We start from the raw sequence: 19049 nt of genomic DNA, 5'->3' as shown, positions 1-19049 counted from the left end.
GATTATTCAGCAGGCGTTTTCTTTTACCGGGATTCTTGTTTCAAAGCCGCTTTTCCTAAAACAGCTTTGAAACAAAAGTATTATCGAAGGATATAGATTTTGCCGTATCCCTTTTTGAAGGCTTTGTCACCAGCGGTGTAACGGTGTTTGGTTTCCTCTGCCCCGCTGTCCATGACCACGCGGTAGAGGTACACGCCATTGGCTAATCTATCGCCGTATTCATCGGTGCCGTCCCAGGCAAATTCAGAGATGTTGTTTCCAATTTTAATCGGTCCCAGTTCCTCTTTCTGAATTTCTCTGATCACTTTACCCGTTACAGTCATAATCTGCAGTTTCATCTTGTCTGGCACGGTGCTTCCGGTTAAGGTAAACACAAACCTGGTTTTAGACGAGAACGGGTTAGGGTACGGATAGAAGTTGGAGATAGTGGATTCATTCACCACCTCGAAATTGATACTGTACCGCTCATTGCCTGCGCGCTGACCGAAGGCATCAAACCCCTGCACTTCCAGGGTGTACTTTCCGTTCGCCAGTTTCTCCGGCTGGTATTCTACCCTGAAATCGTTTTTATCATCGGCTGCATACCACTTTATGGCCGGATTTGCCGCCACGTTGATCTCCTCAAACTCGGCCCCTTCTTTCTTGAGGTAAACCTTCATGGAATTGGGGTCAGTAATAGGGATCTTGCGGTCATTGTCTTTCAGCACCATGCTGATCAAAGGACTAGGAGAAACGATATCCCCATCCAAAATGCGTACTCCGTCAAAAACCACATCCAGCACAGGAGGCATGCCTGCGGAGACATTCACATTGAAAGGCACCTCCAGCGTATTGTTGACATAGGTTTGCTCTGGCAGAATACGGGGGTTTACCGTTACTCTAAGTCTGTTAGCCCCCTTCATGTTTAAGGTAGAGAATTTGTGCTGGAAGAAAACTGTATCTCCTTTCTGCAAGGGCTCTACATTGAAATTAGTGACCGTTCTGGTGCCGTTTTCCTGAAACAAGACGGCTTCTACCGCAAGCGAATCGCTGAAACTTATATCACTGATGTTGTGGAAGGCATATTGGAGGTTAACCTCGCCTTTAGACGCCTGCTCTGAAAGCTTCTCGTACTTGTCAATTCCAACCAGATCGGGGCGAATCACTCCTTCGGGAACACCTTCAAACAACACCGTCCATTCATCTAATTGCGGAGCCGTGCGTTGGGTTTCATCCCGTAAAGCCAACCTCAATTTCAGGTAAGGATAAGTGGTTGCACTTACATCGGCTAGACTGAAATTGGAGGTAGTCACGTTGGTAGCCAAGATTGATTCTTTGGCGTTATTATCCACTCCAATCACATCTAACTGGTAACTGTCTGCGGCTTCCAAGTTTAGCTGGTGGTGAAGCATTTTCCATTCTCTGGCAGGTCCAATCAAGGTAGAAGTGATGATTCCCTGCTGATCGTTCACCTGTAGCACTTTTTCAACCTGAACAGCCTGCATGTTTCTAGGAGTATCTGTATCACTCCCTCCTAGCTCTAAGGCGGTTCCAGAGGCTAATCCTTTCTGCCCCATGATCACGAACGGGTCACCATTCTTCAGATTATCAATGATAGCTGATCCAATTCCTTTAAAAGCTTCGCGCAGAGACGGCTTAAAGGATTGGTAAGGAATGGTGTTTATGCCCACTATGGCCACATGATACCCAGCAGGTACTGCTCTCAGAAAAGCCTCCAGTCTGTCTTGGTTTCCGCCGTGGTTTAGGTCAGAGAATTGATAAACCGGCTGGTTGTCCAATCCGCATCTACTCCCGGTGTTAGCGGGCATGTTTATATAAGGCTCTAAGGTTACATTGTTGAAGACCATTGCCAGCATGTTAGGGGTTTCATACCCACAGTTGTCCCAGAAAAAGCCGTTATCATTGATAAAGATCCCGAAAGGAGCGCCAACATACATTCCCAGGCTTCCGCCGCCGCCCTTTATCACGACAGTGTTCTGGAGTGGCGCAAACTTTAGTTTGGCTTTATCTAGTTCAATCCTTTGAAGCTGAGCTTTGGCTAATTGCCCTATGTTGGCCTGTGACCACCCATTGCCGCTCTTTGGAATATGCCGGAAAGAGCTGTTAGCCCAAATGGTTTCTTCACCGGGTGCAATTGTGTTGTACCTAACCCGCCAGAAATAGACCAAACTATCCTGAGGCATTCCGGTAGTAGGCAGGTCTACCTCCCATGTTGGCAGGAGAGAAGAATTCACTACTTTCGATTTCTTCCACTGACTATCAAATGTAGCGGTGGTGTCAATCTCAAAATAATAATCCCTTACCCCAGAAAGCAGGTCTGAAGACTGCCCTATCAGTTTCACCTTATTAGTGGCCACAATGCCGTACTCCTGCGGGGCAAGGGCAAGTACTCCGCTCTTAGAAAGGAAAACCTCAAAGGAATACTCATTGTTGGTTTCATCTATCTCAGGAATGGTGTCTGTATGGTCTAATTTTATCTTGAAGGTGTTAAGGCCGGCAGCATCAGAGGTTAAAGCGTCTAATTGTAATTTGAACGTGTCTCTGTAATAAACAGGAGATACCTTTATGGTATCGTAGAGCAATTCGGTGCCATTTTCAAGCGTTCTTGTAACGGAAATGTAAGAAGGCGATTTGGTCACCTTTCCTAGATTCTTGACATCAACGGATAAGACAAAACCCTCTGAAGTGGCGGTCACTTTTCCGCCATCTAACGCTTCAATTTTTACTCCTCCCTCTGCTATAGTGTAGTCTGGCTTTTCAGGGCCAACGAGCACAAGGGCAGGGTCAGACTGCAAAATCATCTGCATGGCCATTGCCGTCGCGTTATCTCCACTTATGGCATTTGTCACTTCATCTATTACTTGTTTTTGTTGCGTTCCTAAAGGCTTACCGAAGTAATCTGGATTACTGAAACATACCTTGTAGAAGTTAGAACTGTATACATTCAGTAAAGATGGGTACCCATAACTTGCGTGGCCCAGGAAAGCAAGCGCCCCTTTATCTGCCGTCAAAAGCCAATCTTCGCCGAAGGACTTAGAAGTGATGAAGCTGTTACCAACATTACACCCATTCATCAGAATCATAGGATATTTGCCTGCATTATTGTACCCCATCAAGACATTGGTCACTAAACCAATGTCTAAGTCTGACGTTGTAGGCGAGCTGTGACCAAAAAACGTCATCAGGCTTAAACCGGCATTCAGTTCCTTGGCAATGTTAATGGTATCCAATCCGGCGGCAGAGCTTTTTATTTTGGTCAGCACATTGGCACCCAACCATTCTTTTTCTGCTATTCTTTGGAAACTCCTTAGATAAGATGCTAAAGTGGTACGCTCTATACCATCTACCCCCCCTCCTAAGTGGAGAATGTTCTTTCTCCACTCCAGATTGTCTGGCAAGCTCTCATGCAGTTTGACTTTGTTTAGATAGTTTACCACATCTTGCGGAAAATTGGCCGGAATACGACCCGTCGCCACTTTAGGAACATAGTCACCTACTTCCCAATCTGAGGTAAAAAAGCTATCTGAACCCGGCGTACCACCTGTGGGCACCAAGTCTTTGTAAACCAAAGCTGACGGATTGTTCCTAACGTTCAAATTATCTGCTTCCAATCCTTTCCCAATGATAAACAAGTACTGGGGCTTGCTATTCGCTATCATAAACTTCATGTAGCGTCTGATAGCGGCAGATGATTTATCACCATAAAAGAACTGATCATAGAGTTGCCCTATCTCCATGGTAAGCGTATCATACCCGCCCCCTACGGCAGAGGCTCTGTAGGCGGCGTAGTCACGAACCGGGTTCGTGGAAGAGCCGCTGGGAGTCATTAAGCTTTGATGGCTGATAATGAGATAGTTGGCAGGGCTAGCAGCCACCGACTTGAATTTAACTTCTCTGGCAGGCAGCGGCGCTAAGTTTGGCCCAGACCATAAGATTCCAGATTCAAATGAAGCCGGGAAAACGAAGCCTTTTTGAACTCCGTTAGCAGTGCCAGCAATGCGCTTGATACTTCCCATGGAGGTGACATCATAGGCTATGGCATTAGCGGCAGAACTACCTTCAAAAACATAATATAAAGGCGTAGCCGAAACAGTGGAAGGCTTTATGGGAAGGCTAGTAGAAGCAAGTAGATTCCTTTGCTGATAAATTGTCTTAAAATAGATGGTCCGAAATCTGGAAGCTGAGTTCTTGGCTGTAATACGGAGAACTAATTTCCCATCTGAAGCTATGTCACCGTGCGCAAGGGGAAACTCTTGCTTTAAGGATGCATACCCTCTAATGCTTATGGTCCCAATTAAGCGCTCAGTTCCATCAGGTGGTCTTACAAAAACATCAACCTCATGAGTATTGTCATTGGCGCCCACAAAGGCGATCTCAACTTTCGGCGCGGCTCCTTCACTGTACATGTTGGAAGCCATAGCGGGTAAGTTATACGTAAAGCCATTGGTAGAGCCTCCGGTATAGCCTTCTCCGGCATCCATCCAGGACATGTAGTTCTCTCCATACCTCTTTCCCCTAGAATACTGTCCATTATCAAAGATGATTCTTTCCTGTAAGTGTGCTGCCTCAGGAGATAGACCAGCAGCCTCTTGGTTATAACTCATCATTCTCTTTCCCTGGGCAGAAGACCAGGTTAAGAAGTAGGCCGCAGTATCTGTATATAAGCTGTAATAGGGATTGATATGGTTTGCGTCAGGATCTTTGTAGAGTTCCCGGTCCAGAGCGCCGTCATTTTGTACGCCATAGAACTCTATAAAGTCGTTGGTATCAAAAGAACCGTCTGCCTCCCCTTGCACGTGAATAGATACTTCTTGCCCGCGGCGGTAAAGCTGAAAGTTGCGTGGATCAACACCATTGATTCCGGCGGCTTGCAGGTAGGCTTTGTCTAAACGGTAAATGCCCGTAGCGGGCACTTTGATTTTGTAGTACTTCTGGCTAAAGTTGATCCACTCGTTTCCGTAGGTAATTTGCTGTCCGTAAGATTGCGGCGCAGTACCCAGTAGAGTAAAACAAATAAAAGCGGTGAAGAGAAGATATTTAAAATAGTAAGGTGTCTTCATAAAAATAGCGCGCACAGGAATCAATCAAAACTATAGGCTAAAGAAACAATCACGGAGGAGACCTGGGAGTTGTCTGATACTTTGGACAAGGCCAGGTCTAACTGCAAGCCACGGGTGGCCACGCCTATGCCAAAATTAGGCTGCATTTTCCAGCTACTTTTTCTATCCAGGTCTTCTATTTGCTGCACGTTGTTGATGCCCCCGCGCAAGAATACGGCATTGGCATACCCAAGCTCAAAGCCAATTTTAGGGTCAACAGAGACTACGCCGGAAGAAATCAAGGTATTTCTTTCTCCATCAGTCGTAATTTCAAGGTCAGTGGCGACAAGGGCAGAGAACTTATTGGCGAATTGAAACGAGCGACCTACGCCAAGAATTAACCGGGGCAGGGTTACTTCTATGCTGTTGGCGTTGAACGACTCTTGGTCCTGTAGATAAGTAGCCTCCAACTCATCGGGGTTCAGTCTCCAGGCAGTGAAGGTGGTGGTGATGTCTTTGGCCATTAACCCAAACTGCCAGTTTCCGCGGCGCAACTGGGCTCCGGCATCAATCCCGAACCCCCAGGCATTGGCAAACTTTCCTACGTTGCGGTAAATGATCTTAGCATTAGCCCCTAAGGTAAGACCCCGGATCAAGTTGCTTTTACGGGCATAGGAGGCCAGAAATGCATAATCTGCCACAGAGAAGAATTCTATGCTGTCATATTGAATGGCGCCGTACTCATTCTGCAGGCGTCTGGTATCAGCTATGTCATCTACCCCCACCCGAATGACCGAAAAAGCCAGGGCACTGGTGGAGTCTAGATTGGTGGCGTAAGAACCGTAATCATTTTTGATGATCCCGGCAAAAAGCTCAGAGTGCATGTAGGCCGCATTGTGGCGCTTGGGTAACCCTACCAATCCCGCAGGATTCCAAAAACCGGCGGTGGCATCCCGCACAATTGCCGACTGGACACTTCCCATGCCCAAGGATCTGGCTCCTACCCCAATATTGAGGAACTCATTACTGTATTTAGGCGCAGAAACATTCTGAGCCTGACTGAGGTCAGGAAACAGATAAAAGGCAATAAGGAAAAAAATGGGTATTAGTTTTTTCACCATAAAAAATAGTTATACCTCACAGATTGAAATACAGTGTAAATATAAGGCTATACCTCTAAATAATAACAATTTTAGTCTTGCCCCTATGACATCTAGCCAGACACTTCTGTTCCAACTTTAATCATATTTCTTCTTTACCCTACTCCTACCACCTCTTCCAAACTTCTTGAAGCACTTTCCACCGTCCTTTCTGAGAAATTCGGAAACAAAAAATAAATTTTAACAGTACCTTGTTTTACATAGTACCTTAGCGTATATTTGTATCAACAATTCAGACTCACAGACCATGAAAGTAGAAAACACACAAGTGCAGATGCGGAAAGGGATTCTGGAGTACTGCATTCTGGAGATTATCGCCCGTGGCGAAGTCTACGCCTCAGACATGTTAGAGGAGTTGACTGCCGCCAAGATGATTGTAGTGGAGGGGACGCTCTACCCACTACTCACCAGACTGAAGAACGCCGGCCTCTTAGACTACTCCTGGGTGGAATCCACCTCGGGACCGCCCCGCAAGTATTACACCCTCACCGCCACTGGCAGAGAGTTCCTGGAACAACTCCGCCTTACGTGGCAGGAACTGGTAGACTCCACCACCTTCATCATCAACCGCAAGAAATCCAACTAGCCATGAAAAAGAACATAAGTGTCAACCTGCAAGGCATGATCTTCCATGTGGAGGAAGACGGCTATGAAATGTTGAGTCAATACCTAGCCGCCATCAAGACGTACTTCTCTTCTTATGAGGGGCACGAGGAGATTGTGGCAGACATTGAATCTCGCATTGCGGAGATCTTCTTTTCCCGCCTGAATCCCGGGAAACAGGTGATCACCCGCGAAGACGTGCAAGCGCTCATCACGCAAATGGGTACCATTGCCGATTTTGAGAACGTTGAGGCGGAAGAAGCCGAAGCCGCCTCTGCGAATGCCAATGCTGGCAGCACCCCTCCTCCGTTTACCGCCGCACCTTTGGAGCAGAAGCGTCTTTACCGTGACGTGAACCGCAAAGTGTTGGCGGGGGTAGCGTCTGGCATTGCCAATTACCTGCAGATTGACCCTCTTTGGGTAAGATTGGCTTTTGTCTTGCTGGTGCTGGGCGTTCCGTTTACCGGTGGTTTCACCTTATTAGGCGTGATCCTGTATGGAGTGTGCTGGATTGCCTTGCCTAAAAACGCGGCCTTGCCAGATGTTCCGGTGCGTAAACTTTTCAGAGACCCGGTTGACAAAAAACTGGGTGGGGTAGCCAGCGGCATCGCGATCTATTTTGGGGCTGATGTAGCCATCATCCGGTTGGTATTCTTAGCACTGTTCTTCATTGGCGGGTTCGGGCTTATCCCCTACATCATTCTTTGGATAGCGGTGCCCGAGGCCAAATCTATTACGGAGCGGGTGCAAATGCAGGGAAACCCTGTCACGCTCTCCAGTATAGAAGAATCCGTTAAAAACAACCTGAACATGCGGGACGCTAACGGCCAGGAGAGCGCCTTAGCCAAAGTCCTTTTGTTTCCGGTACGGTTGGTGTCTCAGGTGATTCAGGTTTTATCTAGAGCCCTGAATCCTATCATGGGGTTTCTGATCACTACGGCCCGGGTGTTTGCCGGTCTGATGATGATGGTGGTTTCTGGGCTATTTATGGTAGCACTGCTCACTGCCCTTATGGTGGGCTTGGGCATTTTTGAACAGCCAGAGTACATCCAGGTCGGCGACATTCCCGCCTCGGCCTTTTTTAACACAGTTCCTTCCTGGGTTGTTTGGGCCGGTTTCTTTGCAGGCATCATTCCCGCGCTGCTACTTTTCCTGCTGGGAGTTGGTTTGCTGGCCAAACGCTTCTTCCTGCGCCCTTCGGTAGGTTGGTCTATGCTAGGCGTATGGCTTTTGGCTGTGGCGGCCCTCATCAGCGGAATCGTCTTAACTTCCCGTCATTTTCAGGAATACGGCGAGTACACGGCTGAACAGAATTTTCCGGCCGCTGCCTATAACACGGTGGTTCTCAACATCAGAGATTCTTCCCACAGATATGGCCAAGGCCGAATGAACGTGAGCCTGGAAGGTTACAATGGCACCGATGTGAAAGTGGTCCAAACCTACAAATCCCGAGGCCTGAATGAGGAAGATGCCATTAGAAACGCCCGCATGATTTCCTATAAAATGGTGCAGCAGGACTCTGTCATCCGGTTTGATGATGCCTTTACCTTCAATCAGAAGGCAGTTTTCCGGGATCAGGGCATGGACATCAGAATACTGGTGCCAGAAGGAAAACAGTTACGTTTCTCAGAGGGCTTTGCGAACAACTTCTCCCACGAGATCACCAACGGCGAATATTATTCTGAAGATCTGGCCGGAAACACCTGGCAGATGAAGAACGGCCGATTGGTTTGCCTTACCTGTAGCGTAGTAGACACTACCACCAGGGCAAACAACAACCGTTCCGCCGCCGGCGGATTAGACGATGACCTCACCGTGCTGGATGACAATTACAGTGGCGTGTCAAAAATCTACAACATTCGGGACTTTACCGAGATTGAAGCAGGCGGTGCGTACCACATACGCGTGAAACAATCTTTCCGGCACCATGTGCGGGTAACCGGAAGCGAGAAGGAATTAGAGAAGTTGAAGATACGGGTACAAAACGGTGTACTTAAGATTAGCCGAGACGGTGAATTCCTGAAATTCTGGGAAATGAACAGTAAACCTGTCCTGATTGAGGTAGAAACCCCAGACTTGTCTTTGGTAGACCTCAGCGGAGCCGCCAAAGCCGAAATAACCGGTTTCAACCCAGACAACTTCACTATCAAGCAATCTGGCGCAAGTGAACTTGCTATTAGTGTCAGCACCAGCCACCTGGACATAGATCTAAGTGGAGCCGCCAGAGCCCTCCTGAAAGGTCACGCCGATGATGTGAGCGTTTCTGGTAGCGGCGCCAGCAATATTGAGGCAGGCAAACTACAAGCGTTGCGCGCCAATGTAGACCTTAGCGGTGCCAGCGAAGGCGTAGTGAACGTGAAAGAGCACCTGACTGCCGATGCCAGTGGAGCCAGTTCCATAGAATACCTGGGTGAGGTACAGCAAGATCAGGTCATCATAAACCAATCTGGCGGCTCCCACGTCAGCCGCAAACAGTAGGATTTCAGTTTCGGGCGGTTTTCTGAAAAAACAGCCCGAAACCAAGATGCTGAAGCTCTCTCTTTGTTGGATTTCGGAGAAAGCTTTTGTCTAAGGAGGACGCGCTTCTGGCAAAGTCCTCCTTTTATTTTCAGGCCATTTTACCAAAAGAAGCCGGTTTTCTACGGAAGGAGTTCATGAGAACTTACCCCTTAGAAAATCGGCTTACTGGTGTTTTAAAGCTACTTTCTTAAAAAGACGCTCAAAAGGCTACTGCGTTTCTCTTTTACCTCGCTACCGGCTCTAACCCCAGCTTCTTTCCTCGTTCCAGCAAAAACGCGAATGCCTCCTCATACTCATTCCTGATCTCGCCTTCCAGAATGGCCTCCGTAATGGCATTTTTCAAAATTCCCACTTCCTTAGAAGGCGAAATCCCGAAAGTTTGCATAATTAAATCTCCCGTGATCACCGGCTGGAAGTTGCGCAGGCTGTCTTTTTCCTCTACTTCTTTCAGTTTCTGCTCTACTTTCTCAAAGTTGTGCAGATAACGTTTCACCTTATCACTGTTCTTGGAGGTGATGTCGGCTTTGCAGAGCTGCATGAGCAGGTCAATGTCATCGCCGGCCTCAAACAATAATCTTCTAATCGCAGAATCCGTCACGGTCTCTTTTACCAACGCGATGGGCCGCAGATGGAGCCTTACCAGTTTCTGTACCATCTTCATGTGCTCGTTAAGTGGCAACTTGAGATCAGCGAAAATCTTGGGTACTTGACGTGCACCTCGGTCCTCGTGGCCATGAAAGGTCCAACCTACTTTCTCGTTGTAGCGCTTCGTCTCAGGCTTCGCGATGTCGTGGAGGATGGCCGCCCAGCGAAGCCAAAGGTCATCAGAGACTTCGGCCACGTTGTCCAGCACCTGCAGTGTGTGGTAAAAATTGTCTTTGTGCGAGTTCTTGTTGATAGTCTCCACACCTTGCAGTTTCACCATCTTCGGGAAAATGAGGTGCAGCAGCCCCGTCTGGAACAGCAGCTTGAAGCCGTACGATGGCTTTTTGGACAGCACGATTTTGTTCAGTTCATCGGTGATCCGCTCCTGCGACACAATCTTGATGCGCTCTTTATTTTCCCCGATGGCATCAAACGTATCGGGGTCGATGTCAAAGTTCAACTGCGAGGCGAACCTGATCGCGCGCATCATCCGCAGCGGATCATCTGAAAACGTAATGCCCGGCTCCAGCGGCGTTTTAAGATTTTTTCGCCGAATATCCCTCACCCCCTCAAACCGGTCAATCAGCTCCCCGAAGCTGCCTTCGTTCAGACTGATGCCCATAGCGTTGATGGTGAAATCACGGCGGTTCAGGTCATCCTCCAGCGTCCCCTGCTCTACCTCGGGCTTCCGGGAATCTGACCGGTACGACTCCTTGCGGGCACCTACAAACTCCACTTCCCAACCATCTTGCGTCCGCAACATCGCAGTCCCAAAGTTCTTGAACACGGCTACTTTGGGTTTGTTGGGCAGTTTACTGGCTACTAATTGCGCCAGGTCAATCCCGCTGCCAATGCACACCACATCAATGTCTTTGGATGGCCGCTTCAGCACTAAGTCCCGCACAAATCCGCCAATGACGTACGCCTCCGTGTTTAACTCCTTCGCGGCCTGGGCCACTACGGCAAAAACTGGGTGTTCTGGAAGGGTAATTTCTGTCGTCATGGGTAACAAGGTGGTATAGGTATAATACGCAGCACTTTCCGCTATGGGCGAAGTTCTGTATTGGGGCTGCAAAGGTAGGGGAAATTGGCAAAACGGTTTGTCCCTTTACTACTCCTCAATATAGCAAGGTGATTCTTTCAATGCGTTTGCGGCTCGTTTTATGGAAAAGCAGCCTAAAACGAAAAGGCGCTCAGACCTCACAGGTTTTGAAATCCTGTGAGGTCTTTCTTGAAGAAGAGCAGTTAACGGAGACACTCGTAGGACCCTCTGACACTACTAGTGTCTTTGGAGCAGGGGACAATTGCTGCGTTTCTCCTTCAGATTAGGTTAATGTAAGTAGGCACTTCCGCTGGCTCGAGCCACCGGCTCGTATCCTCACGTTTGCAGAGCATGCATATAGGAAGCCGCTAAAGAGGATCAGAAATGCGTGCGGACAAGAGCCGGAGGCTCGCGACAGCGGGCAAGTATGAACCGTTTTCAGCTTGCTTTTATGAATTGGAGCAGAAAACAGCTTCAGCTCCCTCACCTTCAAGTCACCTGGTATCTTTCAGGATAGCGTCAGACGAAAGCACTAAGTGCTTGGATTCTTCTAAACGACATTCCGCACAGCCGGATTTCAACAACCCTTCAAATCACCTTCCCGCCTGCTCAAAAGACCTCGTAGCGTCCGGAGGACCTGCGAGCGTCTGTGCCAATTGCGTTTCAAAGCCAAAATGCCAAAAACAGCACCTAAACAGCAGAAACAAGCTTTATTTAATCTCCTGGCACAATTCCACCAACACGCCGTTGGCCGATTTTGGATGCACAAAGCACACTAATTTGTTATCGGCACCGCGTTTGGGAGCCTCGTTCAAGAGCTGAAAACCTTCTCCTTTTAAGCGTTCCATCTCGGCGAGGATGTCCTCCACTTCAAAGGCAATGTGGTGAATGCCCTCCCCTTTCTTCTCTATGAACTTGGCAATAGCGCTATGCTCGGCGGTTGCCTCCAGGAGTTCAATTTTGGTGTTTCCTACATGGAAAAAGGACGTATTAACGGCTTCGCTTTCAACTTTTTCGGCCTTATAGGGCTCTGCGCCTAACAATTTGGCAAACAACTGATTCGCGTCTTGGCAATTTTTAACGGCGATGCCAATATGTTCTACATGCATACGGTTTATTTAAAGGTATTCTAAGTAATGATTTTTGTGTATTTTTGCGTGCAAATCAAACTAACTGGAGAGAAAATCTGTTTTTTTGATAAGCCAACAAAGGAAAACTACTGACGAAGATGCTGAAATTTCCGATTTATCTAGATAATAATGCCACCACGCCTATGGACCCGCGCGTGTTGGAGGCCATGTTGCCGTATTTCACCAATCATTTCGGGAACGCTGCGTCCCGTAACCACCCATTCGGATGGGCCGCCGAAGAAGCGGTAGACTACGCCCGCGAGCAGATCGCGGCGTTGATCAACTGTAACCCTAAAGAATTGATCTTCACCTCTGGCGCTACTGAGTCAGACAACCTGGCAATCAAAGGGGTGTTTGAGATGTACGCTTCTAAAGGAAACCATATCATCACGGCCACCACTGAGCACAAAGCAGTATTGGATACGTGTAAGCACATTGAGAAAATTGGCGGACAGGTTACCTATCTGCAAGTAAACTCAGAAGGCCTGATTAACTTAGAAGAACTGGAAGCTGCTATCACGGATAAGACCATTCTGATCTCTATCATGTATGGTAACAACGAGGTTGGCGTGATTCAGCCCATCAGAGAGATTGGAAGAATCGCTAAGAAACACGGTGTTCTTTTCTTCTCAGACGCTACCCAAGCCGTTGGTAAAATTCCGGTAGACGTAGAAGCCGATGGTATTGACCTGATGGCCTTCTCCGGCCACAAAATGTACGGACCTAAAGGCGTTGGTGCCTTGTACGTACGTCGTAAGAACCCAAGAGTAAAAGTTACTGCCCAGATGGACGGTGGCGGACACGAGCGCGGCATGCGTTCTGGTACCTTGAACGTACCTGGTATTGTAGGTTTAGGCAAAGCCGCCGAGATCTGCCGCACCGACATGGCCTCTGACACTGCTCGTATCATCGCCATGCGTGACCGCTTAGAGCGCGAGTTGCTGCAAATGGAAGAGTCTTACTTGAACGGAAACAAAGAGAGCCGTTTGCCACATGTAAGCAACATCTCTTTCAAATATGTAGAAGGTGAAGGTCTGATGATGGGCGTGAAAGACATTGCCGTTTCTTCTGGTTCAGCTTGTACTTCTGCTTCCCTGGAGCCTTCTTACGTGTTGAAAGCCATGGGCATGAGCGATGACCTGGCACACTCTTCCCTGCGTTTCGGCCTGAGCCGTTTCACTACCGATGAGGAAGTGGATTACGCCATCAGCCACGTGAAAGAAGCCGTGACCAAACTTCGTGAACTAAGCCCACTGTGGGAAATGTTCAAAGAGGGTATTGACCTTGACTCTGTAGAGTGGGCAGAACACTAAGATTTTATTAGGAATGGGGAATAAGTAACCTTGCATTATCACCTTTTATTTAAAAGCGTATATACTAGTTACTTAACCCCCATTTTTGATTCATAAATATTCATTTGTAATTAAAAGAAAGCCATGGCTTATTCAGATAAAGTTATCGATCATTACAGCAACCCACGCAACGTAGGAACGCTGGACAAATCAAAATCAAACGTTGGTACCGGTTTAGTAGGTGCCCCTGAGTGCGGTGACGTTATGCGTCTGCAGATTGAAGTAGATGAGAACCAGGTTATCACTGATGCCAAGTTCAAGACTTTCGGTTGTGGTTCTGCTATTGCTTCTTCTTCTTTGGCCACTGAGTGGTTGAAAGGCAAGACTGTTGATGAGGCTTTGGCCATTGACAACATGGAGATTGTGGAAGAGCTGGCTTTGCCGCCGGTTAAAATTCACTGCTCTGTTTTAGCCGAAGACGCCATCAAATCTGCTATCAATGACTACCGCGTAAAAAACGGTCTGGAGCCATTGGTAGAAGCTAAGTCGCACCACTAAGATTTCTGCGAGCGCATCATGGATGTATCCACCAATGTGCACGTAGAGAGCGCCCGGATTCAGAAGCAGATTGAGGAGCACCTGGGCATGGAGGGAAGTCAGCTGCTGTTTGACTTCCGCCCCATGGAAGACCGAATGCGCCTAGATTTGATTACCGTGAACCCGCGGCACCACCAGTCATTCCTGTTCCATACGGTGACAGGCTATGACCGGGTGGATGCGCTCCGGAAGATGTTGGACTATGTGCGGCAGTCGCGTGACCAAGAAAGCTCCTTTACTATCCAATGGGTGGCGCGGGGCGAGCGCGAACTGAACACCTCCTACTTCCGGGCGACCAACATGTATGATGCGTTGGATAAACTATATTACGGCCGGGACATCAACACCATCACTGTTTTTAGTGTGGTGCTGAATCCGGTTTCCTAAAATAAAGAAAGGACACGCGTATGATTACCGTTTCTGATAAAGCAAAAGAAAAAGTAGAAAAGCTGATGCACGACGCCAACATTGGCGAAGGCTTCCGCTTGAGAGCTTCTGTAGCCGGTGGCGGATGCTCTGGCTTGTCTTACAAGCTGGACTTCGATGACGAGGTAAAGCCGATGGACCAGGAGTTTGAAGACAAAGGCGTGAAGGTAGTGGTAGACATGAAAAGCTTCCTCTACCTGGCAGGTACCGAACTAGACTTCTCTGACGGGCTAAACGGCAAAGGCTTCTTCTTCAACAACCCCAACGCTAGCCGTACCTGCGGCTGTGGCGACAGTTTCTCTGTGTAAGCACTACATTTATCATAAATCAAAAAGGCACCGCATGCGGTGCCTTTTTGATTTATAGGTGTTTTTAGGAAAACAACCATAAAAGTTACTTCTCCTGTATTTTGTTGCACCCTCTGCATTGTTGTGCGTAGTCTCTGACTACGCACTTTCCGGACAGCCGATCTCCCGATTGGCGAAACTCTGAAGCCGAATACAACGGCTCTTTTCCTGTACATTTTCCTGAAAACACCATCAAAACATCTGCACTTCCCATAACGCCAATCAGGAGATTGGCTGTCCAGGAAGTGCGTAGAGCGCTGCCGCTAACTCAACGCACAACAGAATATTTTCTAAGCCCATTATACAAGAAGAGGCTTGAAAGTATACTTTCAAGCCTCTTCTTAATTAACGCTAGTTGATGATTATCTAGCCACCTGCACTGGGTGGTCTTCTAACTGGGCATAATGAATTTTCCAGGCACCTTTGTCATTCTTTTTCCAAATCAACATGTAGTTTCCTTCTCCTTCTCCTTTAGGTAACTGATGGTCTGAAGGAATAACGTCTACCGAAAAGGTGCCACCTTCAAAAGCAATGTTTTCATCGGCACTGGAGCTTATCGGGAAAGTTTTAAGGTTTTCAATGGTGCCCATGGTTTCTCGTACCCACTTCTGGGAAACTTCAGATTTACCGTTATAATGCACCTCCCCCTGTACAAAATGGGCATCCTCGGCTAAAAGGGTATCTAATTGAGCAGAATTCTTGCTGTTCCAGGCTCCTATAAATTGCTGGCCCAATTGCTGCACGTTAACCGGCTCCTTCTTTTCTTCTTTGCAGGAGAAAAGGAACAGCGCAAACACAAACATGACGAGTGACGATTTCATATAACCAAATTTTAGTGAATCAATAAACCACATACTCGATTTAATATTAGAAGTTTCAAATATTATGGACTTCTAATAAGAAAGCCCAAGCACTAAGCTTGGGCTTTCCACTATCAGGCTTCTGCCCAGTTTACCAGCTTTTTCTTCTGTATTCAGAATCGGCGTACGGTTTAGAATAGTCACCGTAGTGCTCATTTGGCAAGAAAGACAGGTTAGACATGCTCATGATCTGTGGCTGACCGGCAGTGTAACCAGTATAGGCCATGGTAGCCGGAGCGGCAACAGCAGCAGTTTTAGCGGCAGTAGAAGTTGATTTTCTGGCAGCAGAACCCGCAGATTTGTTAGAGGAACTATAAGCATAAGCTCTGTTAGCGGCTACGGTTCTGTTAAACTCGGCTTCCTGCTCAGCAGCTTTCTTCTTTCTCTTGTTCTCCACTATTTTACCAACCCCGTATCCGGCGGCTCCACCAACAACACCTCCAACTACACCACCTACAACCCGGTTACGTTTGTTGATGATGGCACCTGCCGCAGCACCAGTACCAGCTCCAATAACCGCACCTTTGGCTTGTGGGCTCCATTTTTTTCTTTCTTGCGCCTGGGCATTATTGAAAGCAACAGTCACTAAGAACAGTAAGGCGAATATTAAACTTAGCTTTTTCATGTTAGTACTTTTTAGAGTCTGTAAAAGTTAATCTCTTATGTTTTCCATCTTTCCAACTACCGTGCCAAAAACGAAATCCGATTCCAAACCATGCTGTAGACCACTTCTGGCTATATGATTCTTCTATCAACTTTCTTGGCACATACATCGGCCTCCATCAGGTGCTAAAACGGATTTTGGAATATTTAGATACAGTAATATTTAAGAAGCTACTTTAGTACCCGGAATCAAAGGAAGAGCAGGGTCTAATTAGACTATAAATCAAGGCAATACGACTTACCTTGATAGTTCTGGAATGTAGACATAAACTGCTTTGCAGGAGCACCCCTGTTAGGAATGATCTCCTTCTTTTTGAAGATGCTTTTGAAATATTGGTCCAAATCGACGCCTCAGAAATTCCTCCATTCCACATTTTTGTGATTGACTGAAGAATGTATACCTTGTTCTTGTTACTTCCTCCATAACCCATCTCCTCTTCAGAAGTCATGCTGAAATACATGTATTTGCTCCAGCACCGGTATGTAAAGTTCTCTCTGATAGCCTTTTCCATCTACTTTATCTTCCAGTTAGGTAAACGGATGGGTGAGTTTCTGTACTACGTGACAAATTGATGCTTCTATATTCTGATATTCCTAAAAAGGCCTGCATTTACTTATTCCACATATTAAGTCTAGAGCTTGACTTATTCTTTTTCCCATTTTTTACTTCTTATTTAAAACAATCAATCACCTATAAAAAATAAATTCTATTTGAAAACTCAAAAACCATGGCAGAAAACAAGCTACAATCGATGACTGAAATATTTAATGAAAAATTTTTCAGAATTCCTGATTACCAAAGAGGTTATTCATGGAACGAGAAGCAATTAGAGGATTTTTGGGAAGACATCATTAATTTGAAAGATGACCGAGTACATTATACAGGACTTTTAACTGTCGAGCCAATACAAAGAAGTTCAGTTGAGAATTCAGATAAGTGGCAAGATGATTTATGGTTTTTTGACCGTGAATTAAAAGCATATTACTTAATAGATGGACAACAAAGACTAACAACTTCCATTATTTTACTTAATGAAATATTAGAGACTTTTGAAGAAGGAGAAGATATAAACTATAAAAGCAAGGACCATTGGAGGAATAAATTTTTATTCCAAACTTATAAGAACTCCTACAAATCTTATGTTTTTGGATATGAAAAAGATAATCCAAGTGATGAATTCTTTAAGACAAGAATACTTAATCAAGAATCCTCAACATCTGACAAAGTCCCTGAGCAAACACTATATACATCTAACCTGAGGTTTGCTAAAACATTTTTCAATAAGAAGATTGAAAAGCTAGATTCAAAGGAAGTAGAAAATATTTTTAAAAAGGTTACAAGCAAAATCAAGTTCAACTTTTATGAGATTGATGATGAGTTAGACACTTATGTAACTTTTGAAACAATGAATAACAGGGGCAAGCCTCTTTCAACTCTTGAGTTACTAAAGAATAGATTAATTTACCTCTCAACGTTATTAGACATTGATTATACATCAAAAACACGCCTGAGAAATGACATCAATGAAACTTGGAAAACTATTTATGAATATTTAGGAAAAAACAAGGATAATCCACTTGACGATGATGAATTTTTAAGAAATCATTGGATTATGTACTTTACTTATGACAGAAAGGAATCAGACTCATTTGCTAAATTCCTTTTAAATAAAAGGTTTACTGCAAAAAATGCTTTGTCAAAAAACCTAAATTTCAGTGACATTAAAGGCTACATTGATAGTTTATCTAAATCGATTAAATCCTGGTTCTATTTATTTAATGTACAATTCTCAAATTTCTCTGATGAAACTAAAGAATGGATACAAAAAGTAAATAGATTAGGCATGAGTGCTTTCCCTCCACTTTTTATGGCTGCACTCACCAAATGTAACGAGGAGGACTTTTTGCCACTATTAAAATCTGCTGAAAAATTCATTTTCTTAGTATTTAAGGTTTCTCAAAGACCATCTAACACCAAGAACAGCCATTTTTATAGACTGGCTAATATGTACTATTTTGAAAAAAATTATTGGGACGGTAAAACTACAACTATAGAAAAAGTAGTTGGAGATATCAATTGGCATACATTTGGGTCAGATGAAGAATGGGGCTGGTTTGACTTAAGCAAATTTAAAAGCTATGTACAAGACCAATATAAAAAAGGAGAAGGATTTTATAGCTGGAATGGATTGAGATACTTTTTATATGAATACGAATTGAATCTTCAAGAGAAATCTAAAGGTAACAAAAAAGTTAAGTGGAGTGATTTTAATAAAAGGAAAAAAGAGGATACTATTGAACATGTTTATCCTCAAACTCCTAATAATGACTATTGGAAGAGTCAATTCAAAAATTATAGTAAGAAAGAGAAGAACATCCTTTTACACAGTTTAGGAAATTTGGTATTATTAAATCAATCAAAAAATTCGGAACTGCAAAACAAAAACTTCTCTTTTAAAAAGAAACATATCAATAAAGAAGGTGATGAGGTTGGTTTCTACAATGGCTCTTATAGTGAGATAGCTATCTCCTGTTATGAGAATTGGGGAGGAGAAGAGATAACTAAAAGAGGAATTGAACTACTTACTTTCATGGAAAAAAGATGGGATATAAGTTTTGAAGAATGGGAGTTAGACAAAAAAGACTTATTACAACTAAATTTTAGTATTGATAAACCAGAAATAGTTGAGAGCTTATAAAATCTAAAAAGAAGCGCTAGCACCCT

General features: G+C 45.5%; 13 protein-coding genes. 7 read left to right on the top strand and 6 right to left on the bottom strand.

All coding sequences use genetic code 11. From position 1 onward, the window contains the following. Positions 1-80: 80 nt before the first annotated feature. Positions 81-5060: a putative type IX secretion system sortase PorU2 gene (porU2, locus tag ACY0JR_RS06245; protein ID WP_462633083.1), complete on the bottom strand. Its 4980-nt coding sequence runs from the start codon at positions 5058-5060 to the stop codon at positions 81-83. 20 nt (positions 5061-5080) lie between these two features. Further along, positions 5081-6160 carry a putative type IX sorting system protein PorV2 gene (locus ACY0JR_RS06240; protein ID WP_462633082.1) on the bottom strand — a complete coding sequence of 360 codons (1080 nt, stop codon included), beginning with the start codon at positions 6158-6160 and terminating at the stop codon, positions 5081-5083. Positions 6161-6446: 286 nt separating this feature from the next. Between ACY0JR_RS06240 and ACY0JR_RS06235 the strand changes: the two genes are divergently transcribed. Beyond that, positions 6447-6785, top strand: a complete 339-nt coding sequence (locus ACY0JR_RS06235; RefSeq protein ID WP_181304151.1) for a PadR family transcriptional regulator — start codon at positions 6447-6449, stop codon at positions 6783-6785. A gap of 2 nt (positions 6786-6787) precedes the next feature. Next, a complete protein-coding gene (locus ACY0JR_RS06230; RefSeq protein WP_462633081.1) occupies positions 6788-9280 on the top strand; it encodes a PspC domain-containing protein in 2493 nt (830 codons plus the stop codon). Positions 9281-9545: 265 nt separating this feature from the next. On the opposite strand, the gene ACY0JR_RS06225 is transcribed toward ACY0JR_RS06230, so the two are convergent. Next, positions 9546-10970 (bottom strand): CCA tRNA nucleotidyltransferase, encoded by a 1425-nt coding sequence (locus tag ACY0JR_RS06225; protein ID WP_462633080.1) that lies wholly within the window; start codon positions 10968-10970, stop codon positions 9546-9548. A gap of 749 nt (positions 10971-11719) precedes the next feature. Next, the gene (mce, locus tag ACY0JR_RS06220; RefSeq protein WP_462633079.1) at positions 11720-12118 is read right to left on the bottom strand and encodes a methylmalonyl-CoA epimerase; all 399 of its coding nucleotides are present in this window, start codon (positions 12116-12118) and stop codon (positions 11720-11722) included. A 119-nt stretch (positions 12119-12237) separates the two neighbouring features. Here mce and ACY0JR_RS06215 point away from each other — a divergent pair, with 119 nt between their 5' ends. The 4 genes from ACY0JR_RS06215 (at position 12238) to ACY0JR_RS06200 (ending at position 14762) form a co-directional block, all read left to right on the top strand. Then, positions 12238-13452, top strand: coding sequence for an IscS subfamily cysteine desulfurase (locus tag ACY0JR_RS06215; RefSeq protein WP_462633078.1), 1215 nt, complete (start codon positions 12238-12240; stop codon positions 13450-13452). 123 nt (positions 13453-13575) lie between these two features. Beyond that, on the top strand, positions 13576-13989 hold the full coding sequence (gene iscU, locus ACY0JR_RS06210; RefSeq protein ID WP_062544368.1) for a Fe-S cluster assembly scaffold IscU: 414 nt from the start codon (positions 13576-13578) through the stop codon (positions 13987-13989). 18 nt (positions 13990-14007) lie between these two features. Then, the gene (locus ACY0JR_RS06205; RefSeq protein WP_123127279.1) at positions 14008-14415 is read left to right on the top strand and encodes a hypothetical protein; all 408 of its coding nucleotides are present in this window, start codon (positions 14008-14010) and stop codon (positions 14413-14415) included. A gap of 20 nt (positions 14416-14435) precedes the next feature. Continuing rightward, positions 14436-14762, top strand: a complete 327-nt coding sequence (locus ACY0JR_RS06200; RefSeq protein ID WP_462633077.1) for a HesB/IscA family protein — start codon at positions 14436-14438, stop codon at positions 14760-14762. A 401-nt stretch (positions 14763-15163) separates the two neighbouring features. Here the strand turns inward: ACY0JR_RS06200 and ACY0JR_RS06195 are convergent, their stop codons facing one another. Together ACY0JR_RS06195 and ACY0JR_RS06190 are read right to left on the bottom strand one after the other, a co-directional pair. Further along, entirely contained in the window at positions 15164-15622 is a 459-nt protein-coding gene (locus tag ACY0JR_RS06195; protein WP_462633076.1) for a YybH family protein, read from the bottom strand. 130 nt (positions 15623-15752) lie between these two features. After that, entirely contained in the window at positions 15753-16286 is a 534-nt protein-coding gene (locus ACY0JR_RS06190) for a YMGG-like glycine zipper-containing protein (protein WP_462633075.1), read from the bottom strand. Positions 16287-17052: 766 nt separating this feature from the next. On the opposite strand from ACY0JR_RS06190, the gene ACY0JR_RS06185 reads away from it, so the two are divergent. Then, positions 17053-19023: a DUF262 domain-containing protein gene (locus tag ACY0JR_RS06185; RefSeq protein ID WP_462633074.1), complete on the top strand. Its 1971-nt coding sequence runs from the start codon at positions 17053-17055 to the stop codon at positions 19021-19023. Positions 19024-19049 lie beyond the last annotated feature (26 nt).

The organism is Rufibacter sp. JT3400010, from assembly GCF_054956755.1.
Note: the sequence above shows the minus strand (reverse complement) of the source record. Positions and strands in the feature narration are given on the sequence as shown.